Origin of the sequence: Vibrio sp. ZF57 (assembly GCF_001691235.1) — a bacterium.
Lineage (GTDB): Bacteria > Pseudomonadota > Gammaproteobacteria > Enterobacterales > Vibrionaceae > Vibrio > Vibrio crassostreae_C.
Window position 1 is genome coordinate 1 of record NZ_MAKD01000135.1, and the last position, 21,228, is coordinate 21,228.

The 21,228-nt window shown below is 43.4% G+C and carries 11 protein-coding genes and 1 riboswitch; of the genes, 5 read left to right on the forward strand and 6 right to left on the reverse strand.

The features are described 5' to 3' along the window. Positions 1 to 608 precede the first annotated feature (608 nt). Positions 609 to 1,889: a sodium:proton antiporter gene (locus tag A6D97_RS19875; protein ID WP_065585109.1), complete on the reverse strand. Its 1,281-nt coding sequence runs from the start codon at positions 1,887 to 1,889 to the stop codon at positions 609 to 611. A gap of 169 nt (positions 1,890 to 2,058) precedes the next feature. Between A6D97_RS19875 and metH the strand changes: the two genes are divergently transcribed. Beyond that, complete coding sequence (metH, locus tag A6D97_RS19880) at positions 2,059 to 5,736, forward strand: methionine synthase (protein WP_065585110.1); 3,678 nt, start codon at positions 2,059 to 2,061, stop codon at positions 5,734 to 5,736. Between the two features lie 115 nt (positions 5,737 to 5,851). On the opposite strand, the gene lysC is transcribed toward metH, so the two are convergent. After that, the gene (lysC, locus tag A6D97_RS19885; RefSeq protein WP_017062973.1) at positions 5,852 to 7,219 is read right to left on the reverse strand and encodes a lysine-sensitive aspartokinase 3; all 1,368 of its coding nucleotides are present in this window, start codon (positions 7,217 to 7,219) and stop codon (positions 5,852 to 5,854) included. Positions 7,220 to 7,327: 108 nt separating this feature from the next. Continuing rightward, positions 7,328 to 7,505, reverse strand: a riboswitch (Lysine riboswitch). 176 nt (positions 7,506 to 7,681) lie between these two features. On the opposite strand from lysC, the gene A6D97_RS19890 reads away from it, so the two are divergent. After that, complete coding sequence (locus A6D97_RS19890; RefSeq protein ID WP_017061337.1) at positions 7,682 to 8,821, forward strand: alanine--glyoxylate aminotransferase family protein; 1,140 nt, start codon at positions 7,682 to 7,684, stop codon at positions 8,819 to 8,821. 112 nt (positions 8,822 to 8,933) lie between these two features. Here the strand turns inward: A6D97_RS19890 and A6D97_RS19895 are convergent, their stop codons facing one another. From A6D97_RS19895 to A6D97_RS19910, 4 genes are all read right to left on the reverse strand, one after another. After that, a complete protein-coding gene (locus A6D97_RS19895) occupies positions 8,934 to 10,697 on the reverse strand; it encodes a PglL family O-oligosaccharyltransferase (protein WP_065585111.1) in 1,764 nt (587 codons plus the stop codon). A 96-nt stretch (positions 10,698 to 10,793) separates the two neighbouring features. Then, positions 10,794 to 13,625 carry an excinuclease ABC subunit UvrA gene (uvrA, locus tag A6D97_RS19900; RefSeq protein WP_017061339.1) on the reverse strand — a complete coding sequence of 944 codons (2,832 nt, stop codon included), beginning with the start codon at positions 13,623 to 13,625 and terminating at the stop codon, positions 10,794 to 10,796. 149 nt (positions 13,626 to 13,774) lie between these two features. After that, on the reverse strand, positions 13,775 to 14,647 hold the full coding sequence (galU, locus tag A6D97_RS19905; RefSeq protein ID WP_017061340.1) for a UTP--glucose-1-phosphate uridylyltransferase GalU: 873 nt from the start codon (positions 14,645 to 14,647) through the stop codon (positions 13,775 to 13,777). A gap of 157 nt (positions 14,648 to 14,804) precedes the next feature. Beyond that, entirely contained in the window at positions 14,805 to 15,452 is a 648-nt protein-coding gene (locus A6D97_RS19910; RefSeq protein WP_029235590.1) for a LuxR C-terminal-related transcriptional regulator, read from the reverse strand. 413 nt (positions 15,453 to 15,865) lie between these two features. Here A6D97_RS19910 and A6D97_RS19915 point away from each other — a divergent pair, with 413 nt between their 5' ends. The 3 genes from A6D97_RS19915 to A6D97_RS19925 are packed head-to-tail and all read left to right on the forward strand — an operon-like array spanning position 15,866 to position 20,967. After that, complete coding sequence (locus A6D97_RS19915) at positions 15,866 to 17,026, forward strand: tyrosine-type recombinase/integrase (RefSeq protein ID WP_065585112.1); 1,161 nt, start codon at positions 15,866 to 15,868, stop codon at positions 17,024 to 17,026. Continuing rightward, a complete protein-coding gene (locus tag A6D97_RS21910) occupies positions 17,026 to 19,149 on the forward strand; it encodes a hypothetical protein (protein ID WP_139074332.1) in 2,124 nt (707 codons plus the stop codon). Before A6D97_RS19915 ends, A6D97_RS21910 begins: the two co-directional genes overlap by 1 nt. 18 nt (positions 19,150 to 19,167) lie before the next feature. Next, positions 19,168 to 20,967, forward strand: a complete 1,800-nt coding sequence (locus tag A6D97_RS19925; protein WP_083190254.1) for a site-specific integrase — start codon at positions 19,168 to 19,170, stop codon at positions 20,965 to 20,967. The last annotated feature ends 261 nt before the right edge of the window (positions 20,968 to 21,228 follow it).

Consider the following 21,228-nt stretch of genomic DNA (forward strand, 5'->3'; position numbering starts at 1 on the left):
CACAATAATTCATCAATCTTAATTAGATCACATTTTTACTTTAATTGGTATAACGCTAGAAGTATTAAGTGCTCCTCTAGCTCCCCCTATTTAATCGAATCGCTTAATACCTACTAAATACAACCTTGCAGTATTTAAAGGCTTAGTCGAACACTAGAGCTTTCTGTTCAACACTCATCTCGCTGCGTAGTTTCTGATAATGACTAAAGCTATGCCTGCTAGACTTTGAGTCTCATTATTTTCTCCGGAAGGAATGCTTATACAGCTGAAGTCTGTTCTAGTGGGTAGACTCGCTAGCGCTGCAAAAAAACGAGTTCTTTGCATAGCCTCACTTCCGGAAAGATTGCTGGCTAAGAGCGTTTTATCATATCGTCGGCAGCGTGATTAAACACCATTCGTCTTCGCTTTAGTCCCGATTAAATCTAATGTTTACCCAACATAAAGGCTTTAGGTTGCTTCAATAACAGTGCAGTAAACGCCGTGGTAAGTTCTATTGTTTATGTATACCTTTCAGCTAGATTTTCAGTGAGGAAAGCGGCGAATCTGATTTTCATCAGGTATAAAAAAGGCCACCTAAATTAGGCAGCCTAGTTTGATATTTTGAGATGTTAATCTAACTCTTTCTCAGCTTGTTTCGCTTTCTCTATCATCGGAGTGATTGTTGAACCTTGGACTAAGATTGAGAACACAACAACAGCGTATGTCATGACGAGGATTATCTCTTTAACATCTATTGCCTTGTCTTCAATCACCCAGATACCTGAAGGGATTGAAAGTGCCATGGCTAGAGCTAGTCCACCACGCAAACCACCCCAAGTTAAGATCTTGATTGACCAAGGGTTGTAAGTTCTAAAACGTTTAAATCCAATATAAGACAAAAACACACTTAGGTAGCGAGCGCTTAGTACTAGAGGAACAGCGAATGCCATTAGGATCCAGTCTTCTTGGTGGAATTTGAATAACAGCATCGACATACCGATTAATAAGAACAATACGCCGTTTAAGAACTCATCGATTAACTCCCAAAAGTGATCTAGGTGATCCTCACTCTCTTTCGAGAATCCAATAAAGCGAGTCCAGTTACCAATCATGATACCTGATACCACCATCGCTAATGGTCCTGATACATGTAGAACTTCAGCAAACGCATAACCAGCAGTTGGGATGCCGATGGTTAATAGCAACTCCATCGAGTGGTCATCGGTATTGCTGATTAGGTAGTGGAATACAAGACCTAAAACAAAACCATAGACAATGCCGCCAATCGCCTCTTGAACGAATAGTATGGTCACACTACCGACGGTTGGCGCTTCTGTGCCGAATGCGATAGTAAATAGGGTTACGAAGATAACTAAGCCAAAACCATCGTTGAATAGAGATTCTCCCTCGATTTGAGTAGAGATTCTTCTGGGAGCGTCGAGTTTCTTTACTATTGCTAGCACGGCGATGGGATCGGTTGGAGAGATTAGCGAGCCAAAGAGTAGGCAGTAAATCAGATCAAATTGAATACCGATGAACTGGCAAAACCCGTACAGCACAAAACCGATAAAGAATGTTGAAAACAGCGTAGCACCTAACGCGAGTACTGTTATTTCCCATTTCTGGTCTTTTAGGTTTGGTAATTTGATTCCCAAACCGCCTGCAAATAGTAAGAATCCTAATATCCCTTTTAGAAGGAAATCTTCAAAATTGATACTGGCAACGGTTTCTGAGGCGATGTCAGCCAATTGGAACCAATTGTTTTGTCCCGCAATGATAATTAATAGAGATAACATCATTGAGCCAGCTGTAATGGCGATGGTTGTCTGCATTTTACCAATTTTTGTATTCACGAAAGCAATAAGCATGGCTGCAGCGGACAAGAAGCATAAGGTGTAATAGACCGACATTGGGATTCCAACATGTAACAAAGTATGAATATGAATTTTCGTTGTCTCATGCTCAAATAGCAAACATTTTTTTGTCATGACTCAGTAATCAATTTCCTTTTTTAGACGTCTAGACTCCTTTTTAATGTGTGATAGGATGGAGGGATAATTAAAGGAATGAGGTTGTACCGTGGGAAGTAATGTAAGGCAAAAGATTGACGCTCTGTTGAAGCAACGAATTTTACTGATTGATGGTGGCATGGGCACCATGATTCAGGATTATAAATTGGAAGAGCAAGACTATCGTGGTGAACGCTTTGCTGATTGGCACAGTGACTTGAAGGGCAACAATGACCTTTTAGTTCTTACACAGCCTAAGCTTATCAAAGATATCCATATGGAGTATTTGGAAGCTGGGGCTGACATCCTCGAAACCAATACCTTTAACGCTACAACCATCGCTATGGCCGACTATGATATGGAAAGCCTTAGTGAAGAGATTAACTTTGCTGCTGCCAAGCTTGCTCGTGAAGCAGCTGATGAATGGACCGCAAAGACCCCAGATAAACCTCGCTTCGTAGCGGGTGTATTAGGCCCTACCAACCGAACTTGTTCTATATCCCCTGATGTAAACGATCCAGGTTACCGTAATGTTAGCTTTGACGAACTGGTTGAAGCTTATTCTGAATCGACTCGCGCGCTCATTAAGGGCGGTTCAGATTTAATTCTTATTGAAACTATCTTTGATACGTTAAACGCGAAAGCGTGTGCCTTTGCCGTTGAATCTGTTTTTGAAGAGGTGGGTATTGCTCTTCCAGTGATGATTTCCGGTACCATCACTGACGCATCAGGTCGTACCCTTTCAGGACAGACGACAGAAGCATTCTACAACGCCCTTCGTCATGTAAAACCAATCTCATTTGGATTGAACTGTGCATTGGGCCCTGATGAACTGCGTGAGTATGTCGGTGAGATGTCTCGTATCTCAGAGTGCAATGTTTCTGCTCACCCTAATGCGGGTTTGCCTAATGCATTTGGTGAGTATGACCTTTCTCCTGAGGATATGGCTGAACATGTTAAAGAGTGGGCTGAAAGTGGCTTCTTGAACCTAATTGGTGGGTGTTGTGGTACTACTCCAGAGCATATCCGTCAAATGGCTGAGGCCGTTGAAGGTGTAACGCCGCGTCAATTGCCAGACTTACCAGTTTCTTGTCGTCTTTCGGGACTAGAGCCACTGACGATAGCTAAAGAATCTTTGTTCGTGAATGTAGGTGAGCGGACCAATGTTACCGGCTCTGCACGCTTTAAGCGCCTTATCAAAGAAGAGCTCTACGACGAAGCCTTGAGTGTAGCTCGAGAGCAAGTCGAGAATGGTGCTCAAATTATCGATATCAACATGGATGAAGGGATGCTAGACGCCGAGGCGTGTATGGTTAAATTCCTGAATCTATGTGCTTCAGAACCTGAAATCTCGAAAGTACCTGTTATGGTCGATTCTTCTAAGTGGGAAGTTATCGAAGCTGGCCTAAAGTGTATTCAAGGCAAAGGCATCGTTAACTCAATCTCTCTAAAAGAAGGCAAAGAAAAGTTTGTTGAGCAAGCCAAATTAGTTCGTCGTTATGGTGCTGCTGTGATCGTGATGGCGTTTGATGAAGTCGGGCAGGCTGATACTCGAGAGCGTAAAGTCGAAATCTGTACCAATGCCTACAACATTCTTGTTGATGAAGTCGGTTTCCCACCAGAAGATATTATTTTTGACCCGAATATTTTCGCAGTGGCTACTGGTATCGATGAGCATAATAACTATGCGGTTGATTTCATTGAAGCAGTAGGAGACATCAAACGCGATCTCCCGCATGCGATGATCTCTGGCGGTGTGTCGAATGTTTCATTCTCATTCCGTGGTAATAACTACGTCCGTGAGGCTATTCACGCGGTATTCCTATATCACTGTTTTAAAAACGGTATGGATATGGGCATTGTAAACGCTGGTCAGTTGGAAATTTACGATAATGTTCCAGAAGATCTGCGTGATGCTGTTGAAGATGTGGTACTAAACCGTCGTGATGATTCGACTGAAAGATTGCTGGATATGGCGACCGAATACCTAGAGCGTGCTGTTGGTAAGGTTGAAGATAAATCTGCATTAGAGTGGCGAACTTGGCCTGTAGAGAAGCGTTTGGAGCACTCTTTGGTAAAAGGTATCACCGACTTTATTGTTGAAGATACCGAAGAAGCTCGTGTTAATGCCTCTCGTCCTATTGAAGTGATTGAAGGTCCTCTAATGGACGGAATGAACGTTGTTGGTGACCTGTTTGGTGAAGGTAAGATGTTCTTACCACAGGTTGTAAAGTCTGCGCGTGTGATGAAACAGGCGGTTGCCCATTTAGAACCATTCATTAATGCATCCAAAGAAGTGGGCGCAACTAACGGTAAGATTTTGTTAGCGACCGTTAAAGGTGACGTTCACGATATCGGTAAAAATATCGTTGGTGTGGTTTTACAGTGTAATAACTACGAAATTATCGACTTAGGTGTGATGGTTTCTTGCGAGAAGATTCTCAAGGTAGCGAAAGAAGAGAATGTCGACATTATTGGCCTGTCTGGGCTGATTACACCGTCTCTTGATGAAATGGTACATGTTGCTAAAGAAATGGAGAGACAGGGTTTCAAGCTGCCTCTTCTGATTGGCGGTGCAACCACATCTAAAGCTCACACAGCAGTTAAGATTGAGCAGAATTATTCAGAACCTGTTGTATACGTAAATAATGCCTCGCGTGCAGTGGGTGTTTGTACCTCACTACTTTCTGATGAATTGAAACCCGCTTTCGTTGAGAAGCTGGATATCGATTACGATCGCGTTCGAGATCAGCACAATCGTAAGAAGCCTCGTACCAAGCCTGTCACGCTTGAAAGAGCTCGTGCCAATAAAGTTGCTATCGATTGGGATGCGTATACGCCACCGGCACCCGCTAAGCCGGGAGTTCACATCTTCAATGATTTTGATGTGGCAACTTTGCGTCAGTACATCGATTGGACTCCATTCTTTATGACATGGTCATTGGTTGGTAAATACCCTGCAATCCTTGATCATGAAGAAGTGGGTGAAGAGGCAAAACGTTTATTCAAAGATGCTAATGATTTACTGGATCGCGTAGAGAAAGAGAAGCTGCTTGAAGCGCGTGGTATGTGTGCCATGTTCCCAGCGAACAGTGTTGGTGATGATATTGAGGTGTATACCGATGAATCTCGTACCGAAGTTCTAAAAGTTCTACACAATCTTCGTCAACAAACAGAGAAACCAAAAGGCTTTAACTACTGTTTGTCTGATTACATTGCGCCAAAAGAAAGCGGTAAAGCGGATTGGATTGGTGGCTTTGCGGTTACGGGTGGTATTGGTGAGCGAGAGCTGGCTGATGAATACAAAGCGAAAGGCGATGACTACAACGCGATTATGATTCAGGTGGTTGCTGACCGATTGGCTGAGGCGTTCGCGGAATATCTGCATAAAGAAGTGAGAAAGGATATTTGGGGTTACTCGCCAGATGAGAATTTGTCTAACGACGATTTGATTCGAGAGAAATACCAAGGTATTCGTCCAGCTCCAGGTTACCCTGCTTGCCCAGAGCATACAGAGAAAGGTACGTTGTGGGAGCTGATGGACGTTGAAAAGGCAATCGATATGTCATTAACGACAAGCTACGCGATGTGGCCAGGTGCCTCAGTGTCGGGTATGTACTTCTCTCATCCTGATTCGCGATATTTTGCGATTGCACAGATTCAACAGGATCAAGTAGAAAGCTATGCTGATCGTAAGGGCTGGGATATGTTGGAAGCTGAGAAGTGGTTAGGTCCAAACATTAACTAGTTTGAATCTATGACGAGCTTTGGTTCGTAAAGTAAAAAAGAGAAAGGGTTACTCAAGAGCAACCCTTTTTGTATCTGGGGTTTGGTTAATTAAAACCAATTAATTAACCATCGCCTTATTCAAATAACTCTTGGTGAAGTTTTTGGATCGCCAACTTAGAAACAGATGCATCTAGCAAGAAGCACAAGTTGTGTGGGCTTGCTCCGTAACAAATCATACGTAGATTGAAATCTTCCAGAGTGCCAAACACCTGCTTTGCATAGCCTTTATTTTCACTCATGTTGTTGCCAATAAGCGCAACAAGGCATAGGTCGTGTTCAATATCTACAGAACACAACTCTTCAAGCTCCAGTCGAGCAGCTTCTGGTAACTCAGGAGCACCACCTGATGTGTCTGTTTGATCGAGAGTCAGTGAGACACTGATCTCTGAAGTCGTGATGAGATCGACTGAGATCTTATGTTTAGCAAGGATCTCGAATACCTTCGCCAAAAAGCCGTAAGCATGGAACATGTTTGCACTGCGAAGCGTAACCATCGTTTGGTTGCAACGAAGAGCAAGTGCTCTGAATAATGGTGAGCTTTCAACTTCTTGGCGAATCCAAGTTCCACCTAACTCTGGTGCTTTAGAAGAGCCGACAAATACCGGGATTTGGTGGCGCAATGCAGGTACTAGAGTTGAAGGGTGCAGTATCTTTGCACCAAAGTTTGCCATTTCCGATGCTTCACTAAAGCTGATCTCTGGGATAGGAGAAGCTTTAGGTGCAATACGAGGATCTGTGGTGTAGATACCTGGAACATCCGTCCAGATTTCTAGACCAATCGCCTGTACAGATTCGGCAATCAGTGCTGCTGAGTAATCACTGCCACCGCGGCCTAAAGTCGTGGTGTTACCTTCGCTATCAGCGCCGATAAAACCTTGGGTAACGACAACTTGTTGTTGGCAAAGTGGAATCAGTTTCTCTTGCGCTAGAGCGGCAATATCTTCTAGTTGAGGTTCGGCTTTACCAAAATCATCATTAGTACGCATCACATCTCTGATATCAAAGCGAACAGCAGGAGTGCCTCGTTCAGAGATGATCTGAGCCAAGATGTGTGTCGACATCAACTCGCCACATGCGACAAGGTGATCCGTCAGTTTAGTACTTGTTTGGAATGATGCGGCCTCTGCAGCGCTCGCAATGTCATCAAGAATGCTGTGGACTTCTTTTTCGATGCTGATTGGATCTGCGAGTTGGTCAAGAATTGCGTTGTGAATGTCCGCTAATTGCGCCATTAGTTCCTGACGACGAGCTTTGTCTTGAACACCATTTGCTAGTTCAACCAGCAAGTTAGTGACACCAGAGCATGCACTACTCACGACCAGTTTCGTGTTTGAGTTGTTTTCAATAATGGCAGCACAACGGCTCATTGCTTCAAAGTTGGCAACACTTGTTCCACCAAACTTAGCGACATTAAAAGAACCAGCTACATTAGATGCACTCACGATATATCTCCCACGACTTCCTAAAATAAAATTACGGTTGGGTAATCCAACGTCCGATGTTTTTCGAAGAGAGTTTTAGAGCAAAAAGAGAGGAATTATTAGAATAGTAACCTCAGAAGCTCTTCACCATATAGAAATGGCGACAGTTGACGGGATTCAGCCCGCTCAACCGATAATAAAGGTCCTGCATCCTTTTATTATCTCGGCACTGCTCCCCATAAATGTTTTGTATTGGAAATGCGGTTCCACAAAACATCTGCCTGGGCAGTGCTCCTCTTCTGCTAGATAGCCGTTTCATTGAACGTTTTTGTGGTAACAATGTCAATCCGTAACTTGAGATAATTGAAAAATAATTTTAACAATTATGTGACAGTGGTTTGACCTCAATACTTATGGCTAATTGCTGAGGTAATCAATTTGCTTTAGGGTGGATTGTTCACAACATTAACGTAAGGGATGTACATGTCTAATTTACCACTCACTACTGCTATCGATAGCTTTTATCCACCACACCGAACGTTAATGGGACCTGGTCCTTCAGATATCTCACCTCAAGTGTTACAGGCTTTGAGCCGTCCAACCATAGGTCACCTAGATCCGCTGTTTATTGCGATGATGGATGAACTGAAACAGCTTCTTAAATACGCTTTCCAGACTGAAAACGAATTTACGATTGCCGTTTCTGCACCGGGCAGTGCAGGTATGGAGACCTGTTTTGTTAACTTGATTGAGCCTGGTGAAAAGGTGATTGTTTGTCGTAACGGTGTCTTCGGTGAGCGTATGCGAGAAAACGTGGTGCGTTGTGGTGGCGAAGCGATCCTTGTTGATGACGAATGGGGCAAGCCCGTTTCAGTTGAAAAGGTAGAACAAGCATTGGCAGAAAACCCCGATGCCGTTGCTGTTGCATTTGTGCATGCAGAGACATCAACCGGAGCGTTATCTGATGCTCAAGCTATCTCTGCTGTCGCTCGCCAGTTTGATGCGTTAACGATTGTTGATGCAGTGACATCATTAGGTGGTGTTCCATTGCTGGTTGATGAGTGGCAGCTTGACGCGGTTTATTCTGGCAGCCAAAAGTGTCTGTCTTGTGTGCCAGGGCTATCTCCAGTGACTTTCTCTCAGCGTGCGGTTGATAAAATGAAAGCCCGTAAAGCACCAGTGCAAAGCTGGTTTTTGGATCAAAGTTTAGTATTAGGTTACTGGAGTGGAGAAGGTAAGCGTAGCTACCACCATACCGCACCCGTGAACAGCCTTTATGCTCTGCATGAGTCGCTGGTTTTGTTGAAAAATGAAGGCTTAGATAATGCGTGGTCTCGTCATCATGCGATGCACCAAGAGCTTAAAGAAGGCGTAGAAGCTCTAGGGTTAAAGTTTGTGGTTGATGAAGAGAGCCGCCTGCCGCAGCTTAATGCACTTTATTTCCCAGAAGGAATTGATGAGGCTAAGATCAGAACGCAGCTTTTAGAAGAATATAATCTTGAAATCGGTGCTGGGCTTGGCTCTTTGGCTGGTAAGGCATGGCGTATCGGCCTAATGGGTTACGGTGCTCGTAAAGAGAATGTCGCGTTGTGCCTAAAAGCGCTAAAAGATGTTTTGAAGTAGCTGCATGAACTGAAATTAAAAAGAAAAGCGCACGAGAGATCGTGCGCTTTTTTGTATCTACCCCAAGCTCCTACTGCCTACTAAGTGAAGCTTGCGTTGCGAATTCTTAACATTATTCTGCAGACGAAACGTTATCTTCTGCTTGTGACACTTTCTTATACTGAACCTTTGAAAAGTCTCTGTTAGGGAATAAAAAGTTCGCTTCGCTACGAATTTGCTCTGCTTTACTTTCTTCTCCTAGGCCTTGATACGCCAGAATCAGATTGCTGTAGAAAGCCGGTCTTGGTTTACTCTTTATGATCTCCAGTGACCAATCGATGTAAGGCTGTATAAGGCTCGGGTCGGCTTTGTAGAGGCCGATATTAAGGTAAGTGCTGTATATATCCCAATCGTAGCGATCTTTCCACACTACTGGGTTCGTTACCTGCTTAAGAATGTCCGGATTTTTCGGCTTAGACAGTTCAAACTTAGTCAGTACATAGTTGGTGTGCAGGGCGCTCAACATATAAAAACTGACCAAAATAGGGAGCACTAAGCTCAACACTCTAAATAGGGTCTTGCTGATGATACTGAACGACTGTTGATAATGTCGGGAAGAGCGCTGATCTACCCAGTAAATCAATATAATGAATGTTATCCAGTGAATCGCCGAGTGGTAAAAAGGATACTCAAGTTGAGAGTGCAAAAGGATTGGGATAAATAACGCGAGCAGGGCTAGACGTGTTCCCTTTGCTGAACTTGTTATGCGTGACATCACCAATATTGCAGCAATCAAGATTCCGATGATTGGTACAATCCCCCCTTCAACTCCCCAAAACAGGAACTCATTGTGCGGGTGATCCATTGAAGGAAGACCTGGATGATAGTTCGAGTTGAGTTGATGTTGGCGAGCTGTATATAGCGTGTATTCAGACTCAAATTTCCCGTAACCATAACCTGTAAATGGCTTTTCGATCATCATATCTAAAGCTTGCGGGAACGTATAAGCGCGCGGGCTTTCTAGGTTCGCTCTCTTGCTAGCGAGGCTATCAGTCGCACTTAGGCTGATCACCGAAAAAGCGACGACGACACCGACGAGCACTGATGCGCACCATCCGTAGAAGCGTTTCTTGGTCGAGAACTTGTATAGATAGGGCAGAATGCAGATAAACCCAATGACAGCGGCCAACCATCCGGTACGTGATGCAATGATGATCAGCAAGGGCACGGTTAAGGTTGGAGTTAAATACAGTAGGAATGATTCGCTGATCTTATGGTTATATTTAGCCGGCTGCCTTGCTAAAAGGTAAGCGGACAGCACAAAACCAGTAGCAAGAAAGCTTGCCATTACATTCGGTTGTTGAAATATCCCATATGGTCGGTTTGCAGCAGTGTTGTAGCCAAATAGGTTGCCAGGTTCTAATAAGAAATATTGCACATAGCCAAATAGTGCTTGTATAACAACAGCAAGTACAATGAACCACAACATACGTTGCTTGTGTTTATTGCTGAACTTAAATTGCTGCAGCACCACAAATAAGGCAAAGCCCGCCCACAATCCAAGCAAGCGTCCTGACGCTCCTTGAGGTGCAGCATTGCTGTATAAAATGGGTAGCGTGAGTATGATGCAGCTAATCAACAAGCCAATTGTTAATTTGGAATACTTGAGTACTCGATTGGTCGCGAGTTGGTAAAAGCCAATCGCTAGCGTGAAGCTTAGCGCTAGCCAAGTGGTAGGGTTAAAGGATAGAGCAAGGCCCGAACCACCAGGATTCGGCATAAAAAAATGCATAGCTAACAAGAATACAACAGCTAAAGAAGCCAGAAATGCTTTGTTGAGTGGTAGCTGAGTGACCTGATTTTCTAGCTGAGTACCGCTAGTGTGTATTGTTGCCATAAATCCCTAACCTTATAAAAACAGAGCTTGTTCCTTCTGAAACAAGCTCTGTTACTTTAACATTTTTCTGTCTGCCCGCAGGGCGCTATTTTACACCTACTTCAAATTTAACATAGGCTTAAGGAAGCGAGCAGTGTGTGAACCTTCGACTAACGCCACATCTTCAGGTGTACCCTCTGCAACAATCTCACCACCACCTTGCCCACCTTCTGGGCCAAGATCTAGGATCCAGTCTGCTGTTTTAACGACATCTAGGTTGTGCTCAATCACGACAACTGTATTACCGTGATCACGCAGTCTATGTAATACCGTCAGTAGCTGCTGGATATCGTGGAAATGAAGGCCTGTTGTTGGCTCATCGAGAATGTATAAGGTTTTTCCCGTGTCTCGTTTAGACAGTTCACGCGCTAATTTAACACGCTGAGCTTCACCACCAGATAAGGTTGTTGCCGCTTGTCCGAGGCGAATGTAGGAAAGGCCAACATCCATCAATGTTTGCAGCTTACGAGCGATAACAGGCACAGGGTTGAAGTATTCTCGAGCATCTTCCACTGTCATCTCTAGAACTTCGTCTATGGTTTTTCCTTTGTATCGAACTTCTAGAGTTTCACGGTTATAACGCTTACCTTTACACACATCACAAGGCACATACACATCGGGTAAGAAGTGCATCTCTACCTTGATTACGCCGTCTCCCTGACAAGCCTCACAACGACCACCACGAACGTTAAAGCTGAATCGACCTGGCTTGTAACCACGAGAACGTGATTCCTGAGTGCCCGCGAATAGTTCACGAATAGGGGTGAAAATCCCTGTGTAGGTCGCAGGGTTTGATCTTGGTGTACGACCGATAGGGCTTTGATCTATGTCGATTACCTTATCAAAATGTTCTAACCCTTTAATCTTTTTGTGCTTTGCTGGAACTGCAGTCGTGGCACCGTTTAATTGAGTGTGGGCGACTTTAAAGAAGGTATCGTTGATAAGCGTTGATTTACCCGAACCTGATACGCCCGTAATACAACTGAACAAGCCAACAGGAATTGTCGCGGTCACATTCTTTAGGTTATTCCCCGTTGCGCCAACGATCTCGACGACCTTTTTCTTGTCGATAGGCGTTCTCTTTTCAGGCACTGCAATTTCTTTAGCACCGCTCAGGTATTGGCCTGTCAAAGAGTTCGGGTTTTCGATGATGTCTTGCATGGTACCTTCTGCCACCACGTGACCACCGTGCACCCCTGCTCCTGGACCGATATCGATAACATGGTCAGCACAACGAATTGCATCTTCGTCATGTTCCACAACAAGTACCGTATTACCTAAGTCTCTCAGGTGAATTAAGGTTTGCAATAGACGTTCATTATCGCGCTGGTGGAGACCAATTGATGGCTCATCAAGTACATACATAACGCCAACTAAACCGGCACCGATTTGGCTCGCCAAACGAATACGTTGCGCCTCACCACCAGACAGCGTTTCAGCACTGCGTGATAGGTTAAGGTAGTTCAAACCAACGTTGACTAAGAAATGCAGACGATCATTGATCTCTTTCATCACTTTATCTGCGATCTGCCCACGTTGACCGTCTAGCTTCAATTCTTGGAAAAATTGTAGTGCGTCAGCAATGCTAAGTTCAACGATTTCCGGAAGTGTTGTATCACCAATGAAAACATTACGAGCTTCTAATCTCAGGCGAGTGCCATCACAGCTAGAGCACGATTTGGTTGAGATGTATTTAGCAAGATCTTCACGCACTGCGCTCGATTCAGTATCACGGTAACGGCGCTCCAAGGTATTTAAAATGCCCTCAAATGGATGACGCTTAACCCGAATATCACCTCGGTCATTGATGTACTTGAATTCCACTTCAGTACGACCTGATCCTTTTAGAATGATCTCTTGAGTCTTTTTCGGTAGAGAATTAAATGGCGCATACAGATCAAAACCATAATGTTCTGACAGCGACGTTAGCATTTGGAAATAGTAGTAGTTCTTTTGATCCCAACCTTTTATCGCACCTTCAGCAATGCTTAGGTTCTCATCTAAAATCACTCGGCTTGGATCAAAATACTGTTGAACACCAAGACCATCACACGTACCACATGCTCCTGCCGGGTTATTAAATGAGAACAGGCGAGGCTCAAGCTCTTGCATGCTGTAACCACATTTAGGACAAGCGAAGTTAGCAGAGAATACGATCTCTTCTTGATCCGTTTCGTCCATCCAGCCGACGACAGCGATACCGCCAGAGAGCTCTAATGTGGTCTCGAATGACTCGGCTAAACGCTGTTGAAGATCAGGACGAACCTTGAATCTGTCTACCACAACTTCAATGGTGTGCTTCTTATGAAGTTCAAGTGCTGGTGGATCGGATAGATCACAGGTTTCACCATCAATTCGGGCTCGGATAAAGCCTTGCGCAGCTAAGTTTTCCAGTGTTTTAACATGCTCACCTTTGCGCTCTTTGACAATCGGTGCCATCAACATCATCTTTGAGCCTTCAGGCAGTTCTAAGACCTTATCGACCATTTGACTGATGGTTTGTGCTGCTAGAGGGATGTTGTGGTCTGGACAGCGAGGTTCGCCTACTCGCGCATACAATAATCTGAGGTAATCATAGACTTCGGTAATGGTACCGACGGTTGAGCGAGGGTTATGTGAAGTCGATTTTTGTTCTATTGAGATAGCTGGAGACAGACCTTCAATATGGTCGACATCAGGCTTTTCCATAAGAGATAGAAATTGACGAGCGTAAGCAGACAGAGATTCAACATAACGACGCTGACCTTCTGCGTAGAGTGTGTCAAACGCAAGTGACGACTTTCCTGAACCCGATAATCCGGTGATGACAGTCAGTTTGTCACGTGGAATGGTTAGGTTGACGTCTTTGAGGTTATGCGTACGAGCGCCTCTAATTTCTATTTTATCCATCTCAATAGACCATGTAATTTTAAGTGGCTAAAGTATTACATAGAGTGAGATTTGTGCAAAGTTTTACTGGATAAAAAAACAGTAAACAAAAAGGGCGACTCAAAGAGTCGCCCTTTCTAAAATCAGTAACGTTAGTGATTAACCAGTCGTTATGCTTCTTTCTTGGTCGAGTGTTTACCTAGCTCGATTTGCTGCTGGTCTTTCTTGTATAGGTTTTCGAAGCAGTAGTTTGTTGCTTCGATATAGCCTTCAACACTACCACAGTCAAAACGTTGGCCTTTAAATTTGTAAGCCAATACACAGCCTGCTTTTGCTTGTTTTAGCAATGCATCAGTGATCTGGATTTCGCCGCCTTTACCTGGTTCTGTCTGCTCGATTAATTCAAAGATATCTGGAGTCAGAATATAACGACCAATGATCGCTAGGTTGCTTGGTGCTGTACCTTGCTCTGGCTTCTCTACCATGTCATCAACTCGGAAAAGGTCATCTTTGATCATTTCGCCAGAGATAACACCGTACTTGTGAGTCTCTTCTTCTGGAACTTCTTGTACAGCAACAATAGAACAGCGGAACTGTTTGTATAGCGCAACCATCTGAGCTAGCACGCCTTGTTGCTCGTTCACACAAAGGTCATCAGCAAGTACTACTGCGAACGGTTCATCACCTACAAGTTCGCGACCCGTTAAAATAGCATGGCCAAGGCCTTTCATCTCACGTTGACGAATGTAGGTGAAGTTTGCCGCTTCAATCGTTTCACGGATATTAACCAATAGGTCTTCTTTATTGGTGCCGCTAATCTGGTGCTCAAGCTCGTAGTTTTTATCAAAGTGATCCATGATCGAGTGCTTACCACGTCCAGTAACGATGCACATTCCATCCATACCAGCTTCGATAGCTTCCTCTACACCGTATTCAATCAGAGGTTTGTTTACTACAGGCATCATTTCTTTAGGCATTGACTTGGTTGCAGGTAAAAAACGTGTACCGTAGCCAGCTGCCGGGAAAAGGCACTTTTTGATCATGATAAGACCCTTTATCTATAATAATTATTGATTCAACCTGAGTGGTTGATATTTCTGAGGGCAACTCTAGCATAAGTTATGTAGAAAATTCAGCAACAATAGCCATGGTTTACTAGAGCTTCCCTCAAAATTATCGTCAGACTAAGAGGTGGGTCGATTATGCAAGCAGGTTCTGGTTTGCCCATGCTATCGCTTGAACTCTATTTTTTACCGCAAGCTTACGGAATATTTGATAGAGGTGAGATTTAACCGTGAACTCACTAATAAACAAGTCATCGGCGATTTGTGTGTTTGAAGACCCGGATTGAAGACAGCGAATCACCTGGATCTCACGAATGGTTAAATCAACATTGGTTGGTGTGGTGTTGGTATTGACCATATTGCGATAATAAAACAACAGTTGATTGGTTACCTTCCTTGGCAGCCAGTTATCGCCATCAATGACTTCTTGAAGACCACGAGCAATCTTGTCCTTTTGTTCAGTGTTGTAAAAGAGTCCTTTTAGTACCCCATAGGTAAGAAGCTCTGAGGTTGGAAGTTGCTGGGGGACATTGAATAAAATGATTTCGTGATTTTTCCACATAACAGTCAGGTTAGGACAAATAATCAGTAGTTGTGGTACCTCTCTGTAATCGACGAGCAAGATCCGGTTACTCTGCTTTCTATCAACTAGCATTAATTCGTCGGGTGTCATTTTGTAGAGAACAATAGATAAATGCTTTTCTATCTCTTTTACATGTAGATAGGTATCGTTTGGGTCGATGCACAGAAAGTGTAAAGTGCGAGCGTATCTTGATTTTCTCATTGAAACGTCCTGTTTGAGTGGGATTAGATTCCACGTTGTCATGCAGGCTTTAGCTTCTCTAGCGCCTTGATAGTGACTTGCGTTGAATATCAATTATCAAAGTAAATGAGTGGTTTGTAAGTGGAGAAAAAAGCAACATCGCTCTGAATATCATGATTTGTTACGTTTTTATTCTTTGTAGTGAGGAGAGAATAGGAATGCGATTTATCACTGTAGAAAAGCATGCTATTCTTGTGCGCTAAAATTTTCTGAGACTATGAATTTAGACGGAGCAAATCATGGCTAGCCGTGGAGTTAACAAAGTTATATTTATTCATCAGTAGTTCACTATACGAATACACTATATACAATTAAGTTGCTATAGCTTAGACTGAACCTCTCTGTAATTGAACAGGGTATAGATGGAGAGGGCAATGGCACATTTACGCTTTACGACCAACTTAGAAATTAATGATTCAAAGGTCAAAAAATTCCCCTTCATAATTACCAACAAGTTAAAAGTTGATCTCCTCACCTTAGAATACTTCCTCGATCTTAGAGCGTCAGTCTCTCATAAAACCCTGTTAACATACGCACAACATTTAACTGATTTCATCTCTCAACTTGAAGCTTGCAATGATGGCTTGTCATATGATGATCCTGCGTACACGGAATGGTATGAAATTGATGACAACTGGCTTGAGGAATACTCGAATGAGCTGATTAGTCGATATGAGTCAGGCTCTGACAATACGCAAGGTTATGTAGGTCAGGTTTTGAGGACTGTTATTGCCTACCTTAGATGGACTCAGAGTAAAGGTTATACGAGCAACCTAGTTGGCACTGGCGAAGAAAATAGGTTGGTGCTGAATCTTTCTGAATCCAAGAAAGGCGGCACAGTTCACCCGTTAGCTAAAAAGCTCAGTAAGGTGAAGCCTCAAGCAAGAACTGCTCCTCGAATGAGATGGATCGAAATAGTCAAATCCCACACACATATTAAATCTAGAGAACTTAGCACTCGGTATGAGCTTATGGTTGACTGGGGGGTTGGTGCTGGATTGAGGGCACATGAAGTTTGTGCTCTCACACTTAGCCAACTGCCAACAAGAAAGTCTACTGAGGACGCTTATATCAACGAGGAAAATGTTTATATAAGCATTGTTATCTCAAAGGGAAGTAAGCCCAACACGTTGCCAGTGAGTCCAATGTTGGTCAAAAAGACATGGGATTTTGTGGACAGAGAAAGACAAGCGATCCTTAGCCGTGTTAAGTCGAAAGCTAAAAAATCTCGTGTCCCTTTTGTGGATTCAGAGGTTTTATTTCCATCCGAGCGAACGGGGAAAGAAATGGTCTCTAACACCTTCTCTAATCAAGTTCGAAGAGCATTCCTTAATGCCGTTGAAGCTGGTGATTTAGCTGAAGACCAAATTGTTTGGGCGCATGGTCTGCGACATCGACATGCCACTAACCAACTCAAAGGAGCTGATGAGCGGGGCATTAAAAATCCAGAGAGAGTTACCAAACATCTTACGAGACACAAACATGAGCAAACACTTGAAACATATACCGTTGCTAGATTTCATGAGGATGATTAATGGCTAAGGGAAAGCTTCAACGACGTAAGATCGCCTCTAAAACTAAGGCGACGGTATCACCAATATCGCCATCAGGTCGCTTTGAAGTTTATCTAGGTGAAGCAGGAAAAACGATACCGTGCTTAGACCTAATGGATTTGCATGATGGTGACAAAATAATTCGGAGCCTGAACCTGTTTCTGCGAGATAAGCGCCTATCCTCGGCTAAGCAGGAAGCAGTGGAGGTTCTCAAGTATCTGCGGTTTGCTCTAGCATACTCTGGGGTTGTTAACACAGGTAGTTTAGATGCCTATGTTGATGAAATCAGTGCCAATCCAGATATTGAATACAGTACAAAATATCAAAAATACATAGCTGTAAAGAAGTTCGCCAAGGATTTGCGAGAAAAAGGCGTACTGCCCGAATCAATGCCTATCCCCGAAGGTTTTGACGCTTCTAAGATACAAAAGAAAGCAAAAGCATCATTTCCTGAGCTTGCAAGGCTATATGTTGAGGACGAAAGCAACTTCGACATGCTGGATGTCAATAAAGTAGCTGAAGCCCTTAATATTGGATTACAGGGAGCTCAGGCGTATGTGTTCTCTCTTGAGTGTATAGATATTTTGCACCAAGAATCTCTATCAGGTATTTCAGCTTGGGAGAAGGATTGGGACTTCACCCAATCAATAATCGACAATCTCACACAAGAAGATATCGCATTCTACAAAAGTGTTGAGGGCATTAATGACCCTGTTTTCTTCAGAGAGCGTACTGATCAAGATGCAATTGCAATACTGTATGCTCAATTCGGCACAAAGATTCCTGCGGTTAAAGATTGGCCTAAAGGTCTTATGGATTTTTTGCGAAGTATTGGCTGGGAGAAGGTCGGCACAAGGGTTAAACGCCTGTTTAAAGGTGAGCCTGTAAAGCATGAGGATGCCGAACTACTAGAGTTTGCTAAAGGTCTTTCGAAAGAACGGCTCAAGGAATACCAAGAACTGAAGGATTTTACCTATCTTAACCCATTCTTTGATCACAGAACGATTGAGCACGCTATCGCTATTTTGTATGTCCAACGTGGAAGGTTATTACCAAGTTCAATGGACTGGCCTGATAATGTCACAGACTACCTAAAATATCGAGGTTGGTTGCCATCTCGCGTACGTGCTTCACTGTTTCCAACAACCATGTCTGTCGCACCATTTATTGTTGGTTTGCTCTCTTATATCGACTTAAGCCCCAATGTCTACCCAGTAGCCCAATATTCATATTTGACCTCATTCTCCTCATCAGAAGAGGACGGAAAAGTAAGGGTTTATCTCGATAAATTTAGGGGAGATGGTGGTGTAGATAAATCTTTTGATGAGGACGATGAAATTATTGCTGCGTGTGTTAGGCATACGGCTCGAATGAAGCGTGTTTTGCAGGATGTTGGCGAGTTAGGGAAAGCTGTTTTAAGGAAAGAGAAACCCCAGTTATTCACTCAACATACTATTTGCCATCATAGCCATTCAGGTATTGAAGTGTTGCTGCCCCCTGAAGAGTCAAGTGTTACGAACATCGTTAGAGATTTCATTACTGAGCAGTCTGAACAGCACCCAATATTGAAAGCAATCATTGGTGCAACAGGAGAAAATTTCAGACCGACTAACGCTCTGATTTTGAGGCTTTCTGGCGAATCAACAGGAAAAATACAGCAGATTCTGAACCACAACTCTAGTGTGACCACTAATTTATATACCGAAAGGGTGTATACGCAGGCAATCCTAAAAACCAAACAAAAGAATTTCATGAGGTATTTGGTTGACAATGCCACAGCGCCTGAAACAAAATTAGAAAGTAACAAATCAAAACCGAAAAATGATTTATGGGATGCAAGTAATGACGGTGTAGATGAATGGATTAATTGCGAAGCTCAACGAATTTGGTTTCATGACGTTGAGATCGTTGCTGAGTGGGTGGCTTGGGAGAGGCAAATTGCGGAATATGAGGAAGAGCTGAAGTTCAATAACCCTAAGAGGTGGGCTTTATACTGGGCACCTCGACTTGCCAAATACAAAAGCATGTTAACCCTTGTCACAGAAGTTGATTTGAAGGCGGCAAATGAGAAGGCCGTGAACATCGTATTGCCACCATTATCGTAGAGAGAAGAGTCAGATAGAATGGAAGTTAAAGAGCTTATCTTGGGTGACCTATCATCTGAATTACCCGTTGATGGTGACTCAGCTAATTCGCACCTAAATCAGAGCCTTGTAGAGCGTAGTGACGATGGTGATCTAAGGTGGTTATTGAGTGAATACAAGGCTAAAAAATGGAAATTAAAGCCACGGTCGGAGAGTGATGAGCCATCCAAATATACAGTTAGCTGGTTTGATGATCTAGAGAATGCTAGCGGCTGGGAACACTGGGTGGATGTTTGCAGGGAATTATGCACCGCAAAGATGGGGAGGGCTGGCAAGCCTAAAATGGCTACAAGCAGCCTTGCAGCGTATGCCCGAACATTGAAATCCACTATGCGATTCATGTTTGTTGAGCGAAAATGCTCTCTAATTGAAGATATCTCTGAGGATGATGTTGAGGCATTTAAAAAGGCTGAAATTAAACGAAAGCTAAAGTGTTCTACACTGGAATCTAACGTTATCCCTCTACAGGATTTATATTTACTTAGGCGTGATTTAAAGCATTCACTGTCGTTTGACCCATTCGTCTCTACAACGAAAACTCAATGGGCAAAAGCAAACGGGGTTGCTGATGGGCATACTAAAACTCTAGTGCCTAGAGAGGTATTTTTCCTATTGAATGAAGCTCTTAGGCGTATCTCTCGCTCGAAAGGAGACCTGAATCTTTTCAGTGTCTATATGGAAATGAGGGGGGTAGGTGAGGATTTCGACAGGAACGTTGCCTCGAAATTCAAAAGGAAAACGGGTGAAAGTTCAGGGGCGCTGATTAACAGGATGCGGGAGCTGTACGGAGCGGCACTGATGGTCACCTTCTTGTTGACGGCAGAGAGGAAGCATGAAGCCACAATGAGGGAAGAGGCAGATGTCACTGAATTGCTTGAGTCTGAGCTTGATATATTGCGAGGGCTTGAGACAAAAACATCTGGCTCCACTTCTGGTAAAAAGACAGAAGTTGCTGTTATTGAAGAGGTTAAGGATGCCTTCAGGATCATCATGGATATTACAAAGTACACGAGAGAAGTATGTGGTGAATCCAAGGCACTTCTCAAGTTGCCAGTGGGGCACAGCACTTCAGGTCACAATGAAAAGCATTATTTTCTGACCACTGCCCCCATGTACAAACTTCTAGGATACTTTGCTCGCTCCTGTGGAATTGACATTAAAATTCGCCCGCATATGTTTCGTCGTGCTTATTCGATGATTTGGGGGTGGCGTTATGAAGTTGGCGATCTACATGAGTTATCTAAGATGCTGAAGCACAACAATAAATTGTTCACGGAGAGATATACAGACGATGAAGATATCTGGCATTTTATGCCCGAAAAGCACCACCAAATGGCTTTCGATATCTTGAACAGCACCCTTACAAAAAAGGTAAGAGTCTCTGGAGGAGCGTCTAAGACCTTAGAGCGATACAGCCGCATCATTCAGGTGAAATCAAAGCTACTAAATCCTACTGAAATAGCTGACTTTATTGATGAACTCCTGACTACAGGTGAGATTTCAATAGTTGTACATGCGAATGGGTATTGTGTACTCACAAAAGAGACTAAGGATAAGTCAAAATGCCTCGATGACAATGGTGAAATGGATGAGGCTAGAAGGGAAGAGTGTCGGTGTGCAGGGTGCCCTAATCTTGGTATAGATAACGATGGAGAAGAATACTGGCAAAAGAGAATAGAGCTTCATCAGCAAGTTGTTGATAAAAGTAAAAAACCTCAACTGATCGAGAAGTCTAAGGCTTTTATTGCTGACATCAAAACCGCTATGCTTACGCATTAACACAACAAATCAAAAGCTAAATTTGATGAGACTGCGTATTCCACCTCACCCGATCAGCCTTCTAGGCTTATTCGCCTCAGCGGTCTGATGTAGCAAAAGTAAGCCAGAGAGCTATGGTTTTGCTCAGTGGTAAATTGTGCCACTGAAATCGCAGTACTTTCCCTCATAGCTAACGGTTGATGAGCTGTGCTCGGAGTGGCAAATTAATTTTTAGGTACTGGATCATCATAGAAGTGTGTGACAGATTCATTTTTTAGGTAC

What these genes read in the sequence shown, in the direction of transcription:
- A6D97_RS19875 (WP_065585109.1), bottom strand. Translation starts at nt 1,889, where the DNA reads ATGTCGGTCTATTACACCTTATGCTTCTTGTCCGCTGCAGCCATGCTT.
- uvrA (WP_017061339.1), bottom strand. Translation starts at nt 13,625, where the DNA reads ATGGATAAAATAGAAATTAGAGGCGCTCGTACGCATAACCTCAAAGAC.
- A6D97_RS19925 (WP_083190254.1), top strand. Translation starts at nt 19,168, where the DNA reads ATGGAAGTTAAAGAGCTTATCTTGGGTGACCTATCATCTGAATTACCC.
- A6D97_RS19910 (WP_029235590.1), bottom strand. Translation starts at nt 15,452, where the DNA reads ATGAGAAAATCAAGATACGCTCGCACTTTACACTTTCTGTGCATCGAC.
- A6D97_RS19915 (WP_065585112.1), top strand. Translation starts at nt 15,866, where the DNA reads ATGGCACATTTACGCTTTACGACCAACTTAGAAATTAATGATTCAAAG.
- A6D97_RS21910 (WP_139074332.1), top strand. Translation starts at nt 17,026, where the DNA reads ATGGCTAAGGGAAAGCTTCAACGACGTAAGATCGCCTCTAAAACTAAG.
- A6D97_RS19890 (WP_017061337.1), top strand. Translation starts at nt 7,682, where the DNA reads ATGTCTAATTTACCACTCACTACTGCTATCGATAGCTTTTATCCACCA.
- A6D97_RS19895 (WP_065585111.1), bottom strand. Translation starts at nt 10,697, where the DNA reads ATGGCAACAATACACACTAGCGGTACTCAGCTAGAAAATCAGGTCACT.
- galU (WP_017061340.1), bottom strand. Translation starts at nt 14,647, where the DNA reads ATGATCAAAAAGTGCCTTTTCCCGGCAGCTGGCTACGGTACACGTTTT.